The sequence below is a fragment of the Kitasatospora sp. SolWspMP-SS2h genome, assembly GCF_003259315.1.
Classification (GTDB): domain Bacteria; phylum Actinomycetota; class Actinomycetes; order Streptomycetales; family Streptomycetaceae; genus Kitasatospora; species Kitasatospora fiedleri.
In genome coordinates this window covers 126,999-146,144 of the sequence record NZ_QLLT01000016.1, presented here as the reverse complement: position 1 = coordinate 146,144, position 19,146 = coordinate 126,999, and the positions used below count along the sequence as shown (strand labels likewise).

20 protein-coding genes are annotated in these 19,146 nt (G+C 69.5%); 7 read left to right on the top strand and 13 right to left on the bottom strand.

Annotated features, from left to right (window positions below; translation table 11 throughout):
* Window positions 1-25: 25 nt before the first annotated feature.
* Entirely contained in the window at window positions 26-166 is a 141-nt protein-coding gene (locus K353_RS34445) for a hypothetical protein (protein WP_158585452.1), read from the bottom strand.
* A 105-nt stretch (window positions 167-271) separates the two neighbouring features.
* On the opposite strand from K353_RS34445, the gene K353_RS21100 reads away from it, so the two are divergent.
* The 3 genes from K353_RS21100 to K353_RS21090 all read left to right on the top strand — a co-directional run bounded on the left by K353_RS21100 (window position 272) and on the right by K353_RS21090 (window position 2,429).
* Window positions 272-616: a WXG100 family type VII secretion target gene (locus K353_RS21100; RefSeq protein WP_111555109.1), complete on the top strand. Its 345-nt coding sequence runs from the start codon at window positions 272-274 to the stop codon at window positions 614-616.
* 79 nt (window positions 617-695) lie between these two features.
* Window positions 696-1,829: a hypothetical protein gene (locus K353_RS21095; RefSeq protein ID WP_111555108.1), complete on the top strand. Its 1,134-nt coding sequence runs from the start codon at window positions 696-698 to the stop codon at window positions 1,827-1,829.
* A gap of 162 nt (window positions 1,830-1,991) precedes the next feature.
* Window positions 1,992-2,429 (top strand): PGPGW domain-containing protein, encoded by a 438-nt coding sequence (locus K353_RS21090; protein WP_111555107.1) that lies wholly within the window; start codon window positions 1,992-1,994, stop codon window positions 2,427-2,429.
* Between the two features lie 56 nt (window positions 2,430-2,485).
* Here K353_RS21090 and K353_RS21085 read toward each other — a convergent pair whose 3' ends face one another.
* The 4 genes from K353_RS21085 to K353_RS21070 form a co-directional block, all read right to left on the bottom strand.
* The gene (locus K353_RS21085; RefSeq protein WP_111555106.1) at window positions 2,486-3,169 is read right to left on the bottom strand and encodes an oxygenase MpaB family protein; all 684 of its coding nucleotides are present in this window, start codon (window positions 3,167-3,169) and stop codon (window positions 2,486-2,488) included.
* On the bottom strand, window positions 3,166-4,398 hold the full coding sequence (locus K353_RS36925; RefSeq protein ID WP_111555105.1) for an MAB_1171c family putative transporter: 1,233 nt from the start codon (window positions 4,396-4,398) through the stop codon (window positions 3,166-3,168). The genes K353_RS21085 and K353_RS36925 overlap by 4 nt, the downstream gene beginning before the upstream one ends.
* The gene (locus tag K353_RS21075) at window positions 4,391-4,867 is read right to left on the bottom strand and encodes a hypothetical protein (protein WP_146616530.1); all 477 of its coding nucleotides are present in this window, start codon (window positions 4,865-4,867) and stop codon (window positions 4,391-4,393) included. Before K353_RS21075 ends, K353_RS36925 begins: the two co-directional genes overlap by 8 nt.
* A gap of 95 nt (window positions 4,868-4,962) precedes the next feature.
* Window positions 4,963-5,400, bottom strand: a complete 438-nt coding sequence (locus K353_RS21070) for a helix-turn-helix transcriptional regulator (protein ID WP_158585451.1) — start codon at window positions 5,398-5,400, stop codon at window positions 4,963-4,965.
* Window positions 5,401-5,884: 484 nt separating this feature from the next.
* On the opposite strand from K353_RS21070, the gene K353_RS21065 reads away from it, so the two are divergent.
* Entirely contained in the window at window positions 5,885-6,916 is a 1,032-nt protein-coding gene (locus K353_RS21065) for a glycosyltransferase (RefSeq protein WP_111555103.1), read from the top strand.
* Window positions 6,917-6,978: 62 nt separating this feature from the next.
* On the opposite strand, the gene K353_RS21060 is transcribed toward K353_RS21065, so the two are convergent.
* Window positions 6,979-7,257 carry a hypothetical protein gene (locus K353_RS21060; RefSeq protein ID WP_111555102.1) on the bottom strand — a complete coding sequence of 93 codons (279 nt, stop codon included), beginning with the start codon at window positions 7,255-7,257 and terminating at the stop codon, window positions 6,979-6,981.
* 152 nt (window positions 7,258-7,409) lie between these two features.
* Between K353_RS21060 and K353_RS21055 the strand changes: the two genes are divergently transcribed.
* A complete protein-coding gene (locus K353_RS21055; protein ID WP_111555101.1) occupies window positions 7,410-7,988 on the top strand; it encodes a TetR family transcriptional regulator in 579 nt (192 codons plus the stop codon).
* 84 nt (window positions 7,989-8,072) lie between these two features.
* On the opposite strand, the gene K353_RS37240 is transcribed toward K353_RS21055, so the two are convergent.
* The 5 genes from K353_RS37240 to K353_RS35855 all read right to left on the bottom strand — a co-directional run bounded on the left by K353_RS37240 (window position 8,073) and on the right by K353_RS35855 (window position 15,483).
* Window positions 8,073-8,585, bottom strand: a complete 513-nt coding sequence (locus K353_RS37240; protein WP_199528186.1) for a VOC family protein — start codon at window positions 8,583-8,585, stop codon at window positions 8,073-8,075.
* Between the two features lie 29 nt (window positions 8,586-8,614).
* Window positions 8,615-9,160, bottom strand: coding sequence for a Uma2 family endonuclease (locus tag K353_RS21040; RefSeq protein WP_111555100.1), 546 nt, complete (start codon window positions 9,158-9,160; stop codon window positions 8,615-8,617).
* A 394-nt stretch (window positions 9,161-9,554) separates the two neighbouring features.
* Window positions 9,555-14,414, bottom strand: coding sequence for a type ISP restriction/modification enzyme (locus K353_RS21035; RefSeq protein WP_199528185.1), 4,860 nt, complete (start codon window positions 14,412-14,414; stop codon window positions 9,555-9,557).
* Between the two features lie 220 nt (window positions 14,415-14,634).
* A complete protein-coding gene (locus K353_RS21030) occupies window positions 14,635-15,108 on the bottom strand; it encodes an NUDIX hydrolase (protein WP_111555099.1) in 474 nt (157 codons plus the stop codon).
* A gap of 27 nt (window positions 15,109-15,135) precedes the next feature.
* Window positions 15,136-15,483, bottom strand: coding sequence for a hypothetical protein (locus K353_RS35855; RefSeq protein ID WP_233533716.1), 348 nt, complete (start codon window positions 15,481-15,483; stop codon window positions 15,136-15,138).
* 439 nt (window positions 15,484-15,922) lie between these two features.
* On the opposite strand from K353_RS35855, the gene K353_RS21020 reads away from it, so the two are divergent.
* Window positions 15,923-16,573 carry an HAD family hydrolase gene (locus K353_RS21020; RefSeq protein ID WP_111555098.1) on the top strand — a complete coding sequence of 217 codons (651 nt, stop codon included), beginning with the start codon at window positions 15,923-15,925 and terminating at the stop codon, window positions 16,571-16,573.
* Complete coding sequence (locus K353_RS21015) at window positions 16,570-17,412, top strand: DUF1932 domain-containing protein (RefSeq protein WP_111555097.1); 843 nt, start codon at window positions 16,570-16,572, stop codon at window positions 17,410-17,412. The genes K353_RS21020 and K353_RS21015 overlap by 4 nt, the downstream gene beginning before the upstream one ends.
* On the opposite strand, the gene K353_RS21010 is transcribed toward K353_RS21015, so the two are convergent.
* On the bottom strand, window positions 17,409-17,972 hold the full coding sequence (locus tag K353_RS21010) for a guanylate kinase (protein WP_111555096.1): 564 nt from the start codon (window positions 17,970-17,972) through the stop codon (window positions 17,409-17,411). The genes K353_RS21015 and K353_RS21010 overlap by 4 nt on opposite strands.
* Window positions 17,969-19,009, bottom strand: coding sequence for an AAA family ATPase (locus K353_RS21005; protein WP_111555095.1), 1,041 nt, complete (start codon window positions 19,007-19,009; stop codon window positions 17,969-17,971). Before K353_RS21005 ends, K353_RS21010 begins: the two co-directional genes overlap by 4 nt.
* Window positions 19,010-19,146: the final 137 nt, after the last annotated feature.

Genomic DNA, 19,146 nt, shown 5'->3' with positions numbered 1-19,146 from the left:
CCTCGGTTTTCGAGCACATCCAGTGTCACAGGCCCGGCGGCCGGACCGCGAACAGCCGGCCCGGCCCGCCGCCGCCCGCGCCCGGCCCGTCGCCGCCCGCGCCCGGCCCGCCGCCGCCCGCGCCCGGCCCGCCGCCGCCCGGCCGCCGCGCCGGTTCCGCCGGCACCCGCCCGCTTCCACCCCGTACCCGCCCGTTTCCCCGGGGGCCCGCACTGACTAGCCTTGGGGGAACAGGCTTTCGGGGAATCCACGGGGAAACAGGGGGACGGTCATGGATCTGTGGGGAGACGTCAAGCACCTCGCCGGTGACGTGGTCAAGGTCGGCGAGGACATCGTCATGGCTCCGGCCGAGATCGCGCACTGGGCGCTCGGCAAGATGTTCGGCGACGCCGACGCCGAGCTGAACAAGATCGCCCAGGAGCTGGCCGAGCTGGGCAAGCAGGTCGACGGCCTCGGCCGCGAGGTCAGCGCGGTGCTCGGCGGGCTGACCTGGCACGGTGCGGCCGCAGACGCCTTCGTCTCGCACGCGCAGGGCCGGGTCCGCGAGCTGAACTCCGTCGCGGACGAGCTCGGGCAGCTCGGCGACTCGGTCAAGCAGCTCGCCAACGTCCTGTAGCGCCGACCGGGCGTCGACCGACCGCACCGCACCGGGCCCGGCCGCTACGGGCCGGGCCGACCACAGGGGGAACAACACGATGGCGGGGAACGAGTTCGGCTTCCAGCCGGGCGAACTGCTGAAGATCCAGCAGGACTTCACACAGGTCAACCAGCGGATGCAGGAGATGGCCGGGCAGCTCGGCCACATCAAGGCGACCGTCGCGAAGGCGGCCGCCACCGACGTGTTCTCGGGCGGGATCATGGGCGTCCTCGGGGCCGGCCCGATCCTGGCGGAGGTGGCCCGCGACGTGCAGGCCATCAACGCGCGGGCCGAGGCCCTGATGAAGACCAAGGAGAAGCTCACCGAGGAGCTGGCCGAGGACGCGGCCAAGATCAGGCAGCTGATCGCCTCGTACGAGGAGGTCGAGCGGAAGATCGCCGAGGACCTCAAGCGCAAGCACTCCGAGGAGACCGGGCCCAAGTCGCCCGGCACCGGGATCGACAGCGCCGACCGGGGCAAGGGCGGCGGCGGCGGAGGCGGCGGCGGCCACACCGGGCAGCCCTCCTCGCCGCACACCGGGACCGACGGCGGCGGTGGCGGGACGGGCGGCAGCGGCGGCCACGACACCAGCGGCAACGACGGCTCCGGGATCGTCAGCGGCCCCGGCGGCAAGCACGACGGCCCGAAGCTCAAGGACCGCTCGACCGGCGACTGGAAGACCAGGATCGTCAACGGCAACAGCTGGGACGCCTGGTCCGACCACCGGCACCCGCGCAACGGCGAGGGCGGCGGCGCCAAGGCCCAGCCCAAGCTGGACGGGGTCTCCGACGAGCGCAAGGCGATGGTCGAGCGGGCGATGGAGCGGGTCAAGCGCAGGCTCGGCTACAGCCAGGGCGCCGTCACCAACGGCTACCGGGTCGACTGCTCCGGCTTCCTCTCCGCCGCCTGGGGCCTGCCCGGCCCCGGCACCACCACCGGCCCGCTGATCAGCGAGTCGGCCGGCATCGCCCACCACATCGCCCGCAAGGACCTCCAGCCGGGCGACGCCCTGGTCGTCCACCACACCAGCGGCGACCACGAGCAGCACGTGGTGCTGTTCGGCGGCTGGGCGGACGCGGCGCACACCCGGGCGATCATCCTGGAGGACTCCGGCAGCCAGGGCTGCGTCTCGCACGAGGAGCCGATCTCCAAGCTGGCCGAGTACACCCCGATCCGCAAGAACGGGATGTGACCCGCCGTCGGGGCGCTTCTCCCGGATGAACGGACGACCGGACGACCGGCCGTCCGTTCGGCCGGGCGGGAGCGCCCCGACGCGTGTCCCGACGCGTGCCCGGGCGGCCGGGGGCGGTGTCGGGGCACCGGGAACCGCGGGCCGTCCGGTTAGGGTGGCCTGATGAACCAGCAGCAGCGGCCGGGATTCGAAGCGGATCCGACGGAGGTCCACCCGGTGGCCCGGGTGCTCTTCGCGGTGGTCGGCGCGGTCCTGATCGTGGTGGGCGTGGTGCTGCTGGTGCTGCCCGGCCCCGGGATGCTGCTCCTGCTGGCCGGCATGGTCCTGGTCGCCCGCGCGGTGCCCGCCTTCGCCCGCTTCGTGGAGCCGGTCCGGGTCAAGGCCATGCAGGGCGTCGAGGCGAGCGTCGCCTCCGGCTGGCGGATCGCCGGCTCGGTCCTGGCCGGACTCGGCCTGATCGCCGCGGGCGTCGTCGCCGGGCTGGTGCCCTCGCTGCCGCTGGCCGGCTGGGCGACCGGGTCGAGCCTGATCCTGTCCGGCCTGATCCTGCTCGGCCTGCTGGCCTGGAGCTACCGCCGGGTGCACGGCCCGCGCCGCTGAGCGACCGCGCGGTGCTGCCCGGCCCGCTGCCGGGCGCCTGCGCGCGTGCCGTCCCGTCAGCGCAGCAGGCGGAAGGCGAGCCGGGCGGCCGCGCGCAGCGGCAGGGGCGGGCGGGGGACGGCGAAGGCGGCGCGCAGCGGGGGGTCGAGGAGGGCCGCGGCGAAGGCGGGGGCGTGGCGGGCGAGCGGGCCGGGGAGGCGGGCGGCGAAGACCGGGGCGACGGCCCGCCAGAGCCGCCGGCCGGCCTCGCTGGGGGCGAACCGGGCGGTTTCGAACTCCCGCATCCAGGCGGCGGTCTCGGCCAGGGTGGGCCCGGGGAGCGGCGGCAGGCCGAGTGCTCCGGCGAGCGCGGCGGCGAAGGCGGCGGCGGCCTCGCGTTCGGCGGCGGTCCCGGCCGCGTACGTGACCGGGCAGACGGTGAAGCAGGCCAGCACGTAGCGCATCAGCTCCGCGTCCACGCCGGGGAGGCGGTGCAGCGCGGCGAGCGCGGCGACGGTCTCCCGTCCGGCCGGGCTGTCCACGCCGTGGCCGATCAGGGCGAACATCATGGCGCCGGTGGCCTTCGCCCGGGCCTTCGGTGCGGACGCCAACTTCCCGGTGCCGGAAAGGACTTCGGCGATCTCGGGGACGGCGAAGGTGCGGACGAAGCCGAGCGTCAGGCCGACCCGGGCGCGCTGCGGGCGCCGGTGCAGGACCAGGGCGGCGAAGGCGTCCCGGGCCGGTGGCGGCGGGGTGGTCACGGGAGGGGTTCCAGGGCCCGGTCGAGCAGCGGGGAGCGCAGGTAGCAGGCGACCAGCACCAGGTGGGCGCGCTCCTCGGCCGGGTCGGTGTCCAGGCCGGGCAGGGCGGCCTGCTCCTCGCGGGGGCGGGGCGGGGTGCCGGCGGCCAGGGCGGCGACGGCGGAGCGCAGCGCGGCGGCGACCACCAGGGCGTCCCGGTGGCTCCGGGCGAGCGAGGCCCGGCGGGCCAGCCGCCGCGCGGCGTCCACGGCGGCGGGGTCGACGAACGGACGGAGCGTCAGCTGGCCGTCGCGGATCTCCAGCCCGCGCCGGGTGGTGCGCCACTCCAGGTCGCGCAGGGCGGCGCGTTCGCGCCAGGCGGGGGAGGGCGGGCCCTCCAGGGCGAGGCGGCGGTCGGCGCGGTAGACCAGGTCCCAGAGCGGGCGCAGGGCGCGGAAGTCGCGGCGGCGGGCGGCCCAGGCGGCGCCGGCCGGGCCGGCGAAACCGCAGGTGATGCCGATCGCGCCGAGGGCGGCGAAGGCCGGGCCGAGGGCGGTGCTGAGCCACTCGGCGCCGCCGACGCCCGCGTAGGCGAGGGCGATCGCGGCGAGCTTGCACAGCACGTAGCCGCAGGCGGTGAGCGCGCCGAGGGCGAGCAGCCGGATGCCGCGGCGCAGCCAGCCCTCGGGGAGCCGGGCGGCGTGGCCGAGGCAGACCCGGCCGATGTCGATCAGCGCGTAGGCGAACAGGCCCTGGTAGAGCGCCAGGAACAGCGCGGTGGCGGTGCGCGGGGCGAAGGTGGTGTCGAAGGTGAGCGGGGTCTCGGGCCGGTACGGGCCGCCGGCCAGGAAGAGCGCGGCCAGGACGGGGACGAGCGCGGCGAACACCGCGGCGCGGCGGCGCACCAGCTGCCGCAGCCGGTCGTCCAGCGGCGCCCAGATCAGGGCGCCGGCGCGCTCCTCGGGCGGGGTCCAGACCAGGGCGAGGACCACGGCGGCGGCGGAGAAGCCGACGATGCCGAGGTAGACGAACAGGGTGGCCAGGTTGCCGACGCCGGTGAGGTGCCCGACCGCCCGGTACAGCAGCGGGGAGGCCAGCAGGAAGGCGGTGGCCGGGGAGGCGATCGCCAGGGCGACCACCAGCAGCCCGAACGACGGGTCGCGCCGCCAGGCCCGCAGCTTCAGTGCGGCGACCAGCCAGGCGGCGCTGCCGATACCCAAGTAGACCAGGTTGTACGGCAGTTCAGACATGCTGTCCTTTGCGGTGCTCCAACGCGGGGGCGAGCTGCGAGGTGGTGCCGGCGCCCGGGGCGAGCACCAGGAGGCGCATCAGCTCGGCGCCGAGCACCTCGGCCTCCTCCTCGGCGGCGTCGTCGTAGTGCGAGCGGCCGAGCACCAGCCGGAGCATCTCCGGGTCGATGGTGGGCAGTTCGACCCGGGCGGTGTCCGGGTCGAGCAGCGCGGGCTCGGTCAGGTGGCCGCACAGCAGGTGGGCCAGTTCGTGGCAGACGATGTGCGCCCGGTGCAGTCCGGAGGTCTCCTGCTCGACGTGGACGACGTCCTCGACGGGCAGGCGCTCGACGAAACCGGAGGGCTCGCCGACCCGCATCCGGCGCGGGGCGATCCGGATCGGACGCCCCAGGTGCGCGGAGACCGCGTCGCACAGCTCCTCGACGGTGCTCAGCGGCGGCAGGCGCAGGTCGCGCGCGACCGCCCGCATCCGGCGCCGGGTCCGGCCCAGTCCGCTTCCCACACCCCGCACGTCGACCCCTTCCGGCAGCCGCCAGTGTCCCAGCGGCACCTGCTGGCGCTCCGTCACGTCACCGGGCCGGCCTCGTCCGGCTGCCCGTCGGTCAGGCCCACGGCCCGCCGCAACTGCTCCACAATAGTGAGTGCGGCGTCCTGCATCTCCGGCGGCAGCCCGGCCGCCCGCATGGCGATCCGCTCGACCCTGGCGTCCCGCAGCGCCTCGATCTTGCGCAGGTCCTGCTCCACCGCGCGGGCGGTCTCCGAATCGGAGAAGTAGTCGAGCGGGACGCCGAAGAACCGGGCGATCCGGACGGCGTTCTCCAGGCTCGGTTTCTGGGAGCCCTTGCGCAGGTTGCCGATGTACGTGCCGCTCAGGCCGGTGCCTTCGGCGATCTCACTGTCCCGCCAGGGACGGCCGAGGTCCTTGGGGTAGATCACCGCTATCAGGCGCCGGAAGCGGCTGGCGAAGTCCGGGACTTCGGCGCGGGGGGTTTCCTGGGGCATGTGCCGGATCATAGAGGCTCCTTACCCCCGGGCGTATCCCTCGTCCGTCCTGTTCTGCACGATCGTTGGGGAATCGGCGCCCGAACCGCGGCGGTCGACCGTCCGACGCTCCGGGCCGTCGTTGAAAAATCCACGATAGTTGACACACCGTGGACTCGGTCGGCAGGATCGGCATCCGGATGCTCGGGCGCCGTTGCCCCACGGGGGTGGGCAGCGGCGCTCGGTTGTTCGGCTGCCCGTCGCGGCGCCCTCCGTCCGGTCGGTCGGTGCTGCCCTCCGCTCTGCCGTCCGTTCTGTCGCGCTCCTCCGCCCTCCTCCTCGCGGGCGTGCCGCGGGCGCAGAATCGGAGCGAACTCCTCCGCCACTTCCGCGCCATCTGGCGTTCCCCGCAACGTCGTCGGGACCGGATACGCTTCGCGCGTTCGCGCCCGGCGGCACTCCGGTCGGCCAATCAGGGTGCCCGTTCCGAAAGGCCGTGCAGCCGATGGCACCCCGCCTCTCCGTCGTCGTCCCGGTGTACAACGTCGAGCGCTACCTCGCCGCCTGCCTGGACTCGATCGCCGACCAGACCTTCAGCGACCTCGAGTGCGTCATGGTCGACGACGGCTCCACCGACACCAGCGCCGCCATCGCCGAGCGGTACGCCGCCCGCGACCCGCGGTTCCGACTGGTCCGGCAGGAGAACCAGGGGCTCGGCGCCGCCCGCAACACCGGCGTCCGCCACCTCGCGCCCGGCACCCGCTACCTGGCCTTCGTCGACAGCGACGACGTGGTGCCGCCGGACGCCTACCGGCTGATGGTCGACACCCTGGACGCCACCGGCTCCGACTTCGCCACCGGCAACGTGCTGCGGCTGCGCACCGCCGGGCTGGAGCCCTCGCACGTCCACGTCCGCCCGTTCGCCGAGACCCGGCTGCGCACCCACGTCAGCGAACTGCCCGGCCTGGTCACCGACCGCACCGCCTGGAACAAGGTCTACCGGCGCTCCTTCTACGCCGCCGCCGGCCTGGACTACCCCGAGGGCATGCTCTACGAGGACGCCCCGGTCAGCGTCCCGCACCACTTCCTGGCCGAGAGCGTCGACGTGCTGTCCGAGCCGGTCTACCACTGGCGGATCCGCGAGGACGGCGACAGCTCGATCACCCAGCGCCGCACCGACCCGCGCGGCCTCGCCGACCGGGTCCGCTCCATCGAACTCGTCCGCGCCTGGCTGCTCGACCGGCCGGAACCCGTCTTCCGCGAGCACCTGCGGGCCTACGACCACAACACCCTGGTCGAGGAGATCCCGATGTTCTTCTGGACCGTCCCAGACGGCGACCAGGAGTACCGCTACGCCTACCACCGCCACGTCACCCGGCTGGTCAGCGCGATAGGGGCCGACCGGATCGACGCCCTCCCGTCCTTCCTGCGCCTCAAGTACCGGCTGACCGTGGCCGGCCGGGTGCACACCCTGGCCAACGTCCAGCGGATGCACCGGCGGGTGCGCAACACCCGCAAGGCGATGCGCCGGCGGTAGCGGCCGTCCCGCCGCCGGACGCGTTCACCGCAGCCGGACGCGCTTACCGCCGTCGGACGCGCTCACCGCCGCCGCAGCAGGGCCGCGCGGGCCTTCAGCAGCACCGGGACGAACAGGTACACCACGGCGGGGACGACCAGCCCGGTCAGGACCAGCACCCGCAGCGGCACGGCCAGGCCCGCCAGCGAGGGGCCGAGCAGGACCTGGACGAGCGTGATCGCCGGGTAGACGGCCAGCCAGGTGATCAGGGCGCGGACGTGGACGGAGGGGAGCGCGGGGCGCGGCGGCTCCGTAGCGGTGGCGGCGGTGGTCGCGGTGGCGGTGGTCGCGGTGGTCGGCATGGTGCACTTCCTGTCCGGTCGGTGGGCGGTCGGTGGAGCGTGCGGGGTCCGGAGGTCGGACCGGGGGTGGCCCGAAGGTATCCAACCGATTGGTTGGCAGTCAACTATCCAGTTGGTTGGAGGGTGGCGACCTCGCGCCCTACGCTGTCGGCATGACCCAGGACCCGCCCTCCACCAAGCAACGGCTGCTCGCCGCCGCCACGGAAGAGTTCGCAGCCCACGGCATCGCCGGCGCCCGCGTGGACCGCATCGCGGAACTGGCCGGCGTCAACAAGGAGCGCATCTACGGCTACTTCGGCAGCAAGCAGAGACTCTTCGACCAGGTCGTCGCCCGGGCCCTGGACGAACTCGCCGAAGCCGTCCCGCTCCAGCCCGGCGACGACCCCGCCGAGTACGTGGGCCGGGTGTACGACTTCCACCGGGCCAACCCCGCCCTGGTGCGGCTCTTCCTCTGGGAGGGCCTGCACTACCGCGACGACGCCCTGCCCGGCGAGGCGCGGCGCTCCACCCACTACGAGCGGAAGGTCGCCGCGCTCGCCGAGACCTTCGGCACCGAGGCGTCCCCCCGGGTCGGGGCCTGTTTGCTCAGCCTGATCGGCCTGGCCGCCTGGCCGGTCGCGGTGCCCCGGATGGCCCGGCTGCTGGTCGGCGCCGACCCCGACATCGACCTGCGCGCCCACGTGGTGGAGTTCGCCCGGCAGGCGGTCGCCGGCTCCCTCCCGAACGCCTGACCGGCCGGCGTCCGTCCTCCCCGCTCGCCGGTGCCCCCGGAGCGAAGGCCGCTCCGGGGGCACCGCGCCGTCCTGCCCTCCCCGTCACGCCGCGGCGGTGGCCCGCCACTCGGTGAACTGCACGGTCACCCCGTTCGGGTCGGTGACCTGGAACAGCCGCTCGCCCCACGGCTCGTCGAGCAGCGGCAGGGTGGTCTCCACCCCGGCCCCCCGCAACCGGGCCTCGGTGCCGGCCGCGTCGTCCACGGTGAACGCCGGGATCAGCCCGTCCGCGCGCTGGTCGCGGAGCCCCGCCGGCAGCACCTCCAGGCCCCGGCGCGGGAGGACCACGTTCATGCCGGCGTCCGGGTGGCCGAGCGAGACGAAGCCGTCGCCACCCGCGTCGGCACCGCCGCCGGCCAGGCCCAGGGCGGCGCCCACCACGCCGACCACGCCTGCCAGTTCGGCCTCCCCCGCGTCCTCGACGGCCTGGCCGCCCTGATCGAACCGCCGCCCCGCCAGGGCGCGCGCGGTCGCGATCGCCCCGGGAAGCCGCCCTCCCCGGGAGGAGGCTCCGGCCGAACGCGACCCTGCCCGGACGCCACGAGAGGCGGGCACATGACTTTTCAGGCCGAGCCGGGGTGGGGTCAGTACGGCAGCAGGTCGCGCGTGACCAGGTCGAAGCCGAACGGCTCGGGGATGGACAGCGTCTCGCCGAACTCGATGTCCTCGCGGCGGTGGTACCTCGTACCGTCGGGCCGACTGAAGAGGGTGACGGTCCGCTGTCGGGCGTCGACCAGCAGGTACAGCGGGATGCCCATCAACGGGTAGTCGCGGACTTTCCCCACCCAGTCGTTCTCCGGGTTCGAAGGCGACACCAACTCGACCGCGATCGCCGCGAGTTCGGCCGGCACCTGGTTCTCCGACGTCTCCAGTGCCTCGTCCGGCAGGTAGGTCAGGTCCGGGTTGCGGCTCTTGCCCGCGTTCGGCGAGACCAGGTCGGTGTTCTCGCTGGGTAGCAACTCCAGCGGCGCGTGCGCGTCGAACTGCCTCCGGACCACCAGCAGGTTGCGCTGGTGGATGCCCGAGGGGCCCACCGTCATCACGAGGGTGTCCCCCGAGAGCTCCACCTTGAAGCCCTCCGGCAGGCTCCGACGGGCCTCCTCCAACAGGGCGAAGTGCTCCGGGTTCACGAGGGCTCCTCACGGACGGGCCGATCGACGGTTCCAGGGTAGGCCCGGAAGTGAAGGCACCACGCTCTCCCCGCAGCCTGCCCCGGAGCGGCGGAGGCCGGACGGTCTGGGCAGCGCGAGAGGCCCCGGAGCCTGCGCTCCGGGGCCTCTCTGTCGAACGGTGGCCAGGGCCGGGGTCGAACCGGCGACCTTCCGCTTTTCAGGCCAAGCCGGGGTGGTGATATGACCCAGTTTGAGAGCTTCTGCCGTCCGCGGAAGGCCGTTGCCGACCGCCGCTGGCCGCGTCGGTTGGCGTCACTGTTGGCGTCAACCGGGGTGTGACCGGTCGACGCTCTGGCGGGCCCGCAGCCTCGACAGAACGCCGACCGGAACGGGTGAGGGATCAGCGCTCCCGCTACTCGACGATGTCGAGTGGCGGGAGCGCATCGACGATCTTCATCGTCTCAAGGCTGACCGTGACGATGCGCTTGATCAGGTCGACGATGTAGCGAGGGTCGTCGGACCAGTCGTTCGGGTCGTTGACGATCCCCGAGTCCTTGTCCGTCTTCAGCCAGTACCGGTCCATGAGCCACTCGATCGCTGACCGGGCGCCGAGTTGGTAACGGTATGCCTCCTCCGGGATATTGGTGAGGGTAACCCGGGGGTTGAAGATGATGGTGGTGCGGTCGAGCTGGCCCTTCAAGCGGGGGAACTTCATCTTCTTGCCGACTCGGTACAGCTCGCTCGGTGAGGTTGCCGAGGTTGCGCCCGAGATCTTCTCGATGATGCCGGGGTACGGCTCGACGTGCTCATAGCCGAGGTGGAGAGTGAAGAGCGAACGTCCAGCCGCAGCGAAACCAAAGAAGTCCTGGGCCATGGGGATACGCGGCAGGGATTTCTTCAAATCTGCTGCATACTTCTCACGATAAGTCGGGGAGTGGAGCAGGGCGTATGTGTAGAAGAAGATGTCATCCCGAGAGATGCTATCGTCGCCGTAGGCCTTGCGGTATGAGGACAGTGCCGCATCAGTAACGTTCTCTGCCCGTTCAAAGCCTTCGGTGGCCTCATCGTCGGCAGCGGTGAACAGGTCGTCACCTGCGCTGACCTCTCGGAAGGTGTAGCGCGGAAAGAAGTATCCGCCCTTGCCGAATACGTCAAGGCAGGGAATGCCGTCGGTCGCCAGCAGTGCGAATTCGGCGGTTGCATGGAAGCCGTTGATGTAGAAGCCGTAGTTCTCCTGCTGGGGAGTCGGGAACATCAGCGGCAGCTTTCCGGGCCTGTGGTTCAGGTCCGGGTCGAAGTAGACCATCTGTCGGTTAAATGGCCGGTAGGTGCTGGGCGCGATTCGATCCGAAGAGAACGAGATCTTCTTCCCGCGTGCAACCTTGGGGATCAGGCTCGAAGACCAGCTGATCTTCTTTTCGTCGCGGTCGATGAACTTCTCTGCGTCGGCAGCCTTCGGATCGATGATTCCATGGGCAGTGCAGTGCTGGGAAAATCCGTCTACCTGCTCGTTGTAGAACTCGATTGTCGATTCGACATTCTCGGCGACTCGCTGGGCGGAATAGTTGTACACCCAGGCGTCGCGATTTGTTCCGAGGCCGAGTGAGTGGGTCGAGAAAATTGCGGGAGCGGGATCCCCCTTGCCCGCAACGAGGGATTGATAGCCGGAGAAATCCTCGTTCCTCTGGTCGATCCAGTCCCCGTCGGCGTTGGGAACGATTGACTGCCATTCGACCGTGTCGAGGCTCTGCCGCGCCAAGATCTGGAGCTTATCCTCGCGGCTCAGGTAGTCGCCAATATCCCGGTAGTGGAGTCCGCCGGGGGAAGCGACCTTGCTACCCTTGACAAGGATCAGGACGGCAACAGTATTGCGGCTCCCGGATCCAAAGATCTTCCCACCCTCTCGCCGCGCCTGCTCGCCGGCCGTCCGCTGATTTCCGCGGAGGTTGTAGCAGTAGATGGCATCGAATTCGTCGGCGAGAGCCTTGCGCAGGCCGTCGTAAGTGTTGCCTTCGATATACCCGCCATTGGAGACGTAGGCGACGATCCCTTCATGGCTGATTCGGTCTGATGCCCAGCGAATTGCCCTGATGTACGAGTCGTACAGAGTGCGGACAGAGGTTGCCGTGGAATACGCGGCATACGTGTCCTTAATTCGAGTGTCGAGTGTCTCGTACTTGAGATTCTGGTTGTCGTCGTTCTGGCTGTCCTGTCCCACCGAATACGGCGGGTTGCCGACGACGACCATGATTGGCTGGGTCTTTTGCTTCTTCGCCCGTTCGCTGTTCCCCTCCAACACGTCCATGCCATCGAGCTTCGCGGCCCCGCCTTCGGCGAGCTGAAACGTGTCGGTCAGAACGATGCCTTCGAACGGCTGATAGTCGCTACCGTTGGTGAGGTCATGGAATGCCGCTTCGATGTTGACGGCAGCGATGTAGTAAGCGAGCAGGACGATCTCATTTGCGTGCAGCTCGCTAGTGTACTTGCGCAGCAGGTCTTCGGGTTTGATGAGCCCAGACTGCAGAAGGCGTACCGGGAAGGTGCCAGTCCCCACAAACGGGTCGATAATATGTACCCCTTCGCCCGTCAGCGAGCGACCGAAGTGCTTGACCAGTGCCTGTTCCGTGGAGCGGATGATGAAGTCGACCACCTCGACCGGGGTGTAGACGATTCCAAGCGCGTCAGCGGTCTTCGGCAGGGCGGTCTTGAAGAACTTGTCGTAGAGCTCAACGATGACCTGCTGGCGGCCGGCATGGTTGTCGATGCCCTCGGCGCGTACCCGCACCGAATCGTAGAAGCCGGCCAGGTCCTTGCTCTCTGCCTCCAGCCCCTGGTCGCCGAGCTGGTCAAGCATCTTCTGCATGGCCTGCGAGACAGGGTTGTGCTCAGTGAACGCGTAACTACCGAACAGTGCGTCGAACACGGGCTTGGTCACGATATGCTGGGCAAGCATGTCGATCGCATCGGACTCGGTGACACCGGGGTTTATCGTCGCCCGAAGTTCGTCGAGGAACTCCTCGAACGCGGCCCGCTTGTCGCTGAGCTTCAGCGCGGCCTTGATCCGAGTGACGTGCGCCTGCGCGATCGACGCGACGTCCTTTGCCCACTTCTCCCAGTACGTGCGCTCGCCGACCTTCTCGACGATGCGGGCGTAGATGGCTTGGCGCCAGTCTTCGACCTTGAGCAGGGCCTCCTGGATGTACTGAGCCGCCTGGGATTCCTGCTGCTGCGCGTTCTGGGCGTCCGCGGAAGTGGTGGATCCGTCCTGGTCGCCGATCTGCTCGTCGCCAGGGCCAACGTGGCCGATGCCGATGTTCTGCGGCGCCTCCTGGTTGAGCCTGATCTGGTTGACTGTCGCGTTGAACCGGTCATCGTGGGCGCGCAGAGCCTGGAGCACCTGCCACACGGTACGGAAGCGCTGGTTGTCCGCCAGGGCCTTCTCCGGTGACGTACCGGCAGGGACGGCGACCGGCAGAATGATGTAGCCGTACTTCTTGCCGTTGGCCCGGCGCATGACACGGCCAACTGACTGCACGACATCGACCACCGAGTTGCGCGGGTGCAGGAAGAGCACCGCGTCGAGGTCGGGGACGTCGACTCCCTCGGAGAGGCATCGCGCGTTGGACAGGATCCGGGCGTTAGCCGGCCCTGGGTCCTGCTTGAGCCAGTCCAACTTCTGGTTGCGGAGCAGGGTGTTGAAGGTGCCGTCGACGTGGTCCACCTCGCAGTGGAGCACCTCGTCGTCCGCGTCGTCGTAGGCTTCGACGATCGCGTTGAAGTTCTCGGCGATGAGTTTCGAGTCGGCGATGGAGCGAGCGAACGCGACGGCGCGCTTCATCGGGGCTTCATCGGTGCCGAAGCCGGTGCCGTCGGTGAACGTGCCGGTGCGCTTGGCCATGGCGTTCCAGCAGCCGATGATCTTCGCGGCATCGTCCAGGTCCAGCTCGGGGGCGCCGCCCGCGAAGCCTTCCTGAAGGGTCTTGGCGACGACACCCTCGTCGACCGTGAGGATCAGGACCTTGTAGTCGGTGAGCAGATTCTGCTCCACGGCCTTGCCGAAGCCGAGGCGGTGGAACTCTGGACCGTAGAGGTCCTCGCGGTCCATGGAAACGACAGCAGCACTCGACTCCTTCGCCTGCTGCTGGGTTTCCTCGCTGTAGATGCGGGGTGTCGCTGTCATGTAGAGGCGGCGGTCGCTGCCCAGATATGTGTCGTCGTGGACGCGCACGAACGCCGACTCATCCGCGCCAGCGAGGGTGACTCCCGTCGTGCGGTGAGCCTCGTCGCAGAGGATCAGGTCGAACCTACCGAGACCGTTCTCCTGCGCTTCGGCGATCGTGTCAATCGACTGGTAGGTCGAGAACACGACGGTCAGCCCCGGACCGGTCGCCACGCTGGCCATCTGCTTGATCAGCTTGCCTGGGTCGGTCGTGGCCGGCAACGCCAGGTCGTGTGTGGCCATGTCCGCGTTGTCGTTGACGACCTGCTGCTTGCCGACCTTCGTGTCGGAGCAGACCGCGAAGGGACGCAGTGTGACCTCGCTCTCCGAGGACCACTCACGGAGGGTCTGCGACAGCAAGGCAATCGACGGAACCAGGAACAGTATGGTGCTGTGCTCGTGACCTGCCGCCGCCCGCTCTCGCTGCAGGCGCTCGGCGATCTTCAAACTGGTGAAGGTCTTCCCCGTGCCGCAGGCCATGATCAGCCTGCCGCGATCGTTGCCAGTGAAGCCGGCGAACACGGCGTCGATTGCCTCCCGCTGATGCGGTCGCGGCGACTTCTTGTCGTGCAGCTTCAGGTCCGCAACGAAGGTCGGCCCGGGAGACGGGAAGAACCAGTCGATCGGGCTCGCTGCGATGTCGGACAGACCGAGACGAGTGACCGGAGGTTGCTGCCCCCTCATGATTTCCTCTGCGTTGGGGCCCCACTTCTCAGTCGTCGAGATGATCATCCGACGGCTGAAGTCGCCCTTGCTCGAGGCTGAGAGGAACGAATCGATGTCCGGCTTCTGGACAGTGTGCTGGGGTTCGTAGAACTTACACTGGATCGCGCAGAAACCGCCGGTCTCCCGGTCTTGTGCGACGAGGTCGATGCCGAGGTCCTTCTTGTTCGACGCGGCTCCGGGCCAGTCAGCCCACCGCCAGACCTGGCTGAACTGCTCTTTCCACTGGGGATCGGTGCGTAGGAACTTGACCATGAGCTGCTCGAAGCGACTACCGAGTTCATAGTTGTCCTTCGAGGTCTCGCGGATCGTCTTCAGGACCTCGTGCACCGTAGTCGCCACTGCTCTCCGCTTCCTGCCGCTGCCTAGGAGACGACTGCCTGGGCTGTCGGCCCAGTCGTCCGTTTACGAGAGAGGTTAGCCTGAGCGACCAATGCGATCTTGGGAAAAGGCCAAGGCGGACTTGCGAGGCAGACTCGGTGCTGAGCCTGGACAACGAGGGGAAGCTAGCGAGCCTGCTTCTCTGGCACTACTTGCACCAGATGGCGGCCTACGGGCGGGTCGCTCCGTGTTCCAGGTAGACCGTCTCGGACTGCTTCCTGGCGACGCAGGCGGCGTGGACGCGCCGGGCGAGGCGCGGGATGAGGAACTCGTCGAACTGGTCGCTGGGGTGGAAGGCGTACTTCCCGATCTCCACCTGGTCGACGGCGATGTGGTCGAGTTCGTGGGCCGGGAGGATTCCGCCGTCGAAGACGAAGAGGAGCTTGTCGCCTTCGGTGGGGTGCGGTGCCCAGTCGGCGACAAGGAGTCGGCCGATTGGCGGGGTGATGCCGAGTTCCTCCTTGACCTCTCGGGCGGCGCCTTCGCTCGGGGTCTCGCCCGCGTGCAGGTAGCCGCCGGGGATCTCCCAACCGGGCTTGTAGGTCGGCTTCACGAGGAGGACGCGGTCGCTCTCGTCGAAGAAGAGGACGCCGGCGGCGGTGCGGGGTTGGGCCACGACCTCTTGGGGCTGGGAGTCGCTCATGGCAACGACTGTAGTCGTCCGCTGCGGTCAGGCGACGATGCTGAGCCGTTGGGCGACGCCAGCGAGCAAGTGGCTCGGCTTGCCGCGTTGTTGGCGAACCCAGGCGGTGATGAGGTGTCGCGGGATGAAGTGGTAGCGGACTTGCTCGGGGGCCAGTTCCTCGGCATCCAGGACGAGGGCGAGCGCCTCGTCCATGCGGTTCTGCGCGCTGTAGGCGCGGGCGATTTCGAGCGTGTGCCGGACGCGGCGTTCGAGTGGGAGGGTCGAGGAGTCCACGCGGGGGCCCTGGTCGGCGGCGATCTGGATGTCGCCGAGTTCCATCGCGGTCGAGATCCAGTGGATGGCCACGTTGGTGGGGCCGAAGGCGGTCCACATGTGGTTGGCGTCGTGGCCGAGGCGCTGCGCGGCCCTGTTCGCCTCGGCGAGGAACTCGCGGATGGTGCTGCGGTCCGCGGAGCTTCGCGACCGCCCCGCCCTGGGAGTCGGCGGCTCCGTCGAGGATCGACGGTTCGGCCAGCAGATCGCAGAGTTGGACGTTGAGTGCATCCGCGAGTGACCTGATGACCGTAAGGCGGTCGAGTTCGATCCGGCTGTTCTCGACCATGCTCAGCCAATCGGCGGTCCGCCCGACCAGGCCGGCCAGGACCTCCTACGGCAGACTACGCCAGCGGCAGTACCAGCCGACGCATTGGCCGCATCGGAGAATCAGGAAACGTTCGTGCCGAAAGCCGCCCCAGTTCCCGGCGCTCCTCCGGGAAGGGCATCGTTGCTCCAGACCCGAATAACCGTCCTTGCCCACAGTAGAGTTGCCGCCGTGCAGCGACTGGCCTTCTTCGATCTGGACGACACCCTCGTCGATCGCACGCAGGGGTTCCGGGCGTGCGTCCGCAGCTTCTGCTCCGATCTCGGCTTCGCCGAGGACGTCGAGGAGTGGCTGCTGGACGCGATGTACGAGCGTGCCTACCGCAGCGACTTCGACCGCCTGCGCAGCGAGTTCGCCCTCTCCGCTCCGACCGAGGAGTTGTGGCAGCACTACTGCAGCGGCATGGCAGCCGCCGTGACCTGTCCACCCGCGGTTCTGTCCGGCCTGGAGGAGCTGCGCGCGGCCGGTTGGCGGTTGGCGGTCGTGACCAACGGTGCCGGCGACATACAGCGGGCCAAGCTCGCGAGGACCGGGATCGATCGGAGGGTGGACGCCGTGTGCGTCTCGGAGGAGGTCGGCATCCGCAAGCCGGAGATCGGCATCTTCACCGAGGCGGCCCGCCTTCTGGGAGTGGACGGGCTCTCCGGCGGGTGGATGGTCGGCGACAGCCCCGAGAAGGACGTGGCCGGTGGGCGGGCTGCCGGTCTGAGGACGATCTGGGTGTCCGGTGGTAACGGCAACGCTGTCGAAGCGGATCACGTCGTCTCGGACGCCGGCGAAGCCATCGAGTTGTTGCTGGGGATGAACGGGGTTCGCGCATGAACAGCGGTCGGCCGGTGGTCGGAATGCTGCACCCGGGCAGCATGGGTGCAGCGGTCGCAGCGCAGATCCGCCAGGCAGGGACGACTGTCCTCTGGTGCTCGGCGGGTCGGAGCGAGGCCACCCGGAGTCGCGCGGTCGAGGCCGGCCTCACCGAGGTTCCGAGCCTCGGCGAGTTGGTTCCGCGGTGCGAGATCCTGCTCTCCGTCTGCCCACCTGCCGCTGCCGAGCAGCTTGCCGCCGAGGTCGCGGAGCACGGCTACGGAGGGGTCTACGTCGAAGCGAACGCCGTGACCCCGGAACGGGTCAAGCGGATCGCGTCGGCGCTGCCTGAAGCGACGGTCGTGGACGGCTCGGTGGTGGGTTCGCCTCCGCGTGGCGGCAAGCAGCCTCGCCTGTTCCTGTCCGGCCCTGAGCAGGCGGTCGACCAGGTGGTGCAGCTCTTCGCCGGTACCGATGTGCGCGCCCGTGTCCTTGGAGCCGAGCTCGGACAGGCCAGCGCGCTCAAGCTCTCGTACACGAGCTATCAGAAGGCGTCCCGGGTGCTTGCGGCGCTGTCGTACGCGCTGGCGGCCGACCACGGTGTCGAGGACGAGCTGCTGGAGATCGCCTCCGGTCGTTCGGGGAGCTACCTGGTGGAGACCGGCTACATCCCCAAGACCGCTGGCCGGGCCTGGCGTTGGGCGCCTGAACTGGCGGAGGCCGCCGAACTGCTGGAGGAGTGCGGGCTGCCGGGTGAGCCGATGCGCGGCGCGGCCGAGGCCCTTCTCCGTTGGGAGGGCGCGCGGGATGCGGAACTCAGCCTGGTGGACGCACTGGCCCGTCTCCACGAACACCGTTAGAAGGCCAGCTCATCGGCTGGCTTCAGCGCCTCGATGATGACCTGCGCGGACTCCTCGATCGACTGCCGGTCAGTCCGCAGACGGAGGTCCCACCCTACGGAGGGGTGGGCCAGGACGTCGGCTTCGGTGGCGTCCCAGGCGGCGAGGCGGGCTGGAGTGTCGGTGTCGCCGCGCAGGGCGGACCGCTGCTCGGTCACGTGCCGTGGGCACGAGAGCTGCACGGTGAGCCAGGATGCCGGGTAGCCCGTCGTGAGTGCGCCGATGCCGGCGATCTGGCCGAGGTGGATGATCGGGGTTCGACCGGCGGCGAAGACGGCGTCGAGGCCCGGCCGGTCGATCAGGTAGATGTTGTTGTAGCGGTCGTTGCGGTAGATGACGCCACCGCTGGCTTCGAGCTGGTGGAGTTGGTCGGGGGTGCCCATCCGGTAGCCCTGGCTGCGGCCGCCGCCGATCTTGAGCCGCGCGAACTGGGCCAGCCGTGGGTCCTGCTCGATGAGGGCTGCGGTGATGGTGTCCTTGCCGCTGGCCGGCGGTCCGTACAGGATGATCCCGGTCTTCATGCGCGTGCCACTCCCAGGGCGTATCGGGCTTGGTCGGCGACCGCGATGGCCGATCCGTAGCGGTTGTCGACGACGAGGTGCGGGACGACTGGGCGGAGGTCGAGGTCGATCCCCTCGACGTAGTCCGTCCAGTTGCTGAGCTTCCAGGCGTCACGGGCGGCGGAACGGAAGGCTATGTACTCGCGCATGGAGTCCGCGTCGCACTCCAGCCAGATCGGCGTGACCTCCACCTGGTGCGCCGCACAGCGGTTGGTCAGGCGCCGCATCCACACCGGATCGGTCATCTCGCTGATGAACGGGGCGGTGGCTACGGTGGAGATGCCGCACTCGACGTTGGCGAGGATCGACTCCATGAGGCACTGGTACTCCAGCGGCCGGACCTCGGTCCGGTAGGTCTCGGACTGCCGGTCGTTGGGGTCGCAACCGAGCTCGGTCAGCAGGCGCTCCACCAACGGCCGGGTGAGCGGGTCCTTGTCGAGGAGCGGCCAACCGGTCAACTGGGATATGAACTTGGCGAATTCGTACTTACCGCTTCCAGCGAATCCACCGATCAGCAGGAGTGAGGGCTGGTTCGGGTCGCCACCGGTGTGCCGGCGGCGCCAGGCATCGAGGATTCGCTGTTGGGCACCCTGGATGCCGCCCTTCGCCGAAGTGGGCACCAGGTGCTTGAGCGCCCGGGTGACGGCCTGGACGTGCTCGCTCTCCAGCTGCTCTTTGGAGTCGGCGACTTGATGATCGACTTGCTCGGCCGGGAGTGCCTTGCGGAAGCCGAGCTCTGGCTCGGTCGCCCGGTAGAGCAGGCAGTACGCGCGCCGGTAGTGCGGCCCGGGAAAGACTTCGCCCTGTTCGTGCTGCCACAGCGTCTGGAAGTTGGCGGCGGGCGCGGAGAGTCCTGCGCGGCGCGCGGTCTCACGGAGGCGTTCGCCGGCCGCCTCCAGGGTGAGCCCGTGGGCTTCTCGCATCTCCCGCAGTTTCTCGGGCCGCCAGCCCGATCGGTCCCTGCTCAAGTTCCCCACCAGCTCACGGTTCGTCAGCATGATTCCGAGCCTAGGTCCGAGGTCGGCGATCCCGTGTGTAAGCGGATGTTGAAGTCACGTTGAGCGGGACAGCGAACGGCCTCGACAACTCGGAGTGATACAGCGATCACGCTAGGCCCGCTGTGATGTCCGTGGCA

Bases quoted from the DNA above. Each gene is read 5' to 3' on its own strand.
- K353_RS21100 (WP_111555109.1), top strand. From the start codon at position 272: ATGGATCTGTGGGGAGACGTCAAGCACCTCGCCGGTGACGTGGTCAAG.
- K353_RS21095 (WP_111555108.1), top strand. From the start codon at position 696: ATGGCGGGGAACGAGTTCGGCTTCCAGCCGGGCGAACTGCTGAAGATC.
- K353_RS21090 (WP_111555107.1), top strand. From the start codon at position 1,992: ATGAACCAGCAGCAGCGGCCGGGATTCGAAGCGGATCCGACGGAGGTC.
- K353_RS36925 (WP_111555105.1), bottom strand. From the start codon at position 4,398: ATGTCTGAACTGCCGTACAACCTGGTCTACTTGGGTATCGGCAGCGCC.
- K353_RS21075 (WP_146616530.1), bottom strand. From the start codon at position 4,867: ATGCGGGCGGTCGCGCGCGACCTGCGCCTGCCGCCGCTGAGCACCGTC.
- K353_RS21070 (WP_158585451.1), bottom strand. From the start codon at position 5,400: ATGCCCCAGGAAACCCCCCGCGCCGAAGTCCCGGACTTCGCCAGCCGC.
- K353_RS21065 (WP_111555103.1), top strand. From the start codon at position 5,885: ATGGCACCCCGCCTCTCCGTCGTCGTCCCGGTGTACAACGTCGAGCGC.
- K353_RS21060 (WP_111555102.1), bottom strand. From the start codon at position 7,257: ATGCCGACCACCGCGACCACCGCCACCGCGACCACCGCCGCCACCGCT.
- K353_RS21055 (WP_111555101.1), top strand. From the start codon at position 7,410: ATGACCCAGGACCCGCCCTCCACCAAGCAACGGCTGCTCGCCGCCGCC.
- K353_RS21030 (WP_111555099.1), bottom strand. From the start codon at position 15,108: ATGAGCGACTCCCAGCCCCAAGAGGTCGTGGCCCAACCCCGCACCGCC.
- K353_RS35855 (WP_233533716.1), bottom strand. From the start codon at position 15,483: ATGTGGACCGCCTTCGGCCCCACCAACGTGGCCATCCACTGGATCTCG.
- K353_RS21015 (WP_111555097.1), top strand. From the start codon at position 16,570: ATGAACAGCGGTCGGCCGGTGGTCGGAATGCTGCACCCGGGCAGCATG.
- K353_RS21010 (WP_111555096.1), bottom strand. From the start codon at position 17,972: ATGAAGACCGGGATCATCCTGTACGGACCGCCGGCCAGCGGCAAGGAC.
- K353_RS21005 (WP_111555095.1), bottom strand. From the start codon at position 19,009: ATGCTGACGAACCGTGAGCTGGTGGGGAACTTGAGCAGGGACCGATCG.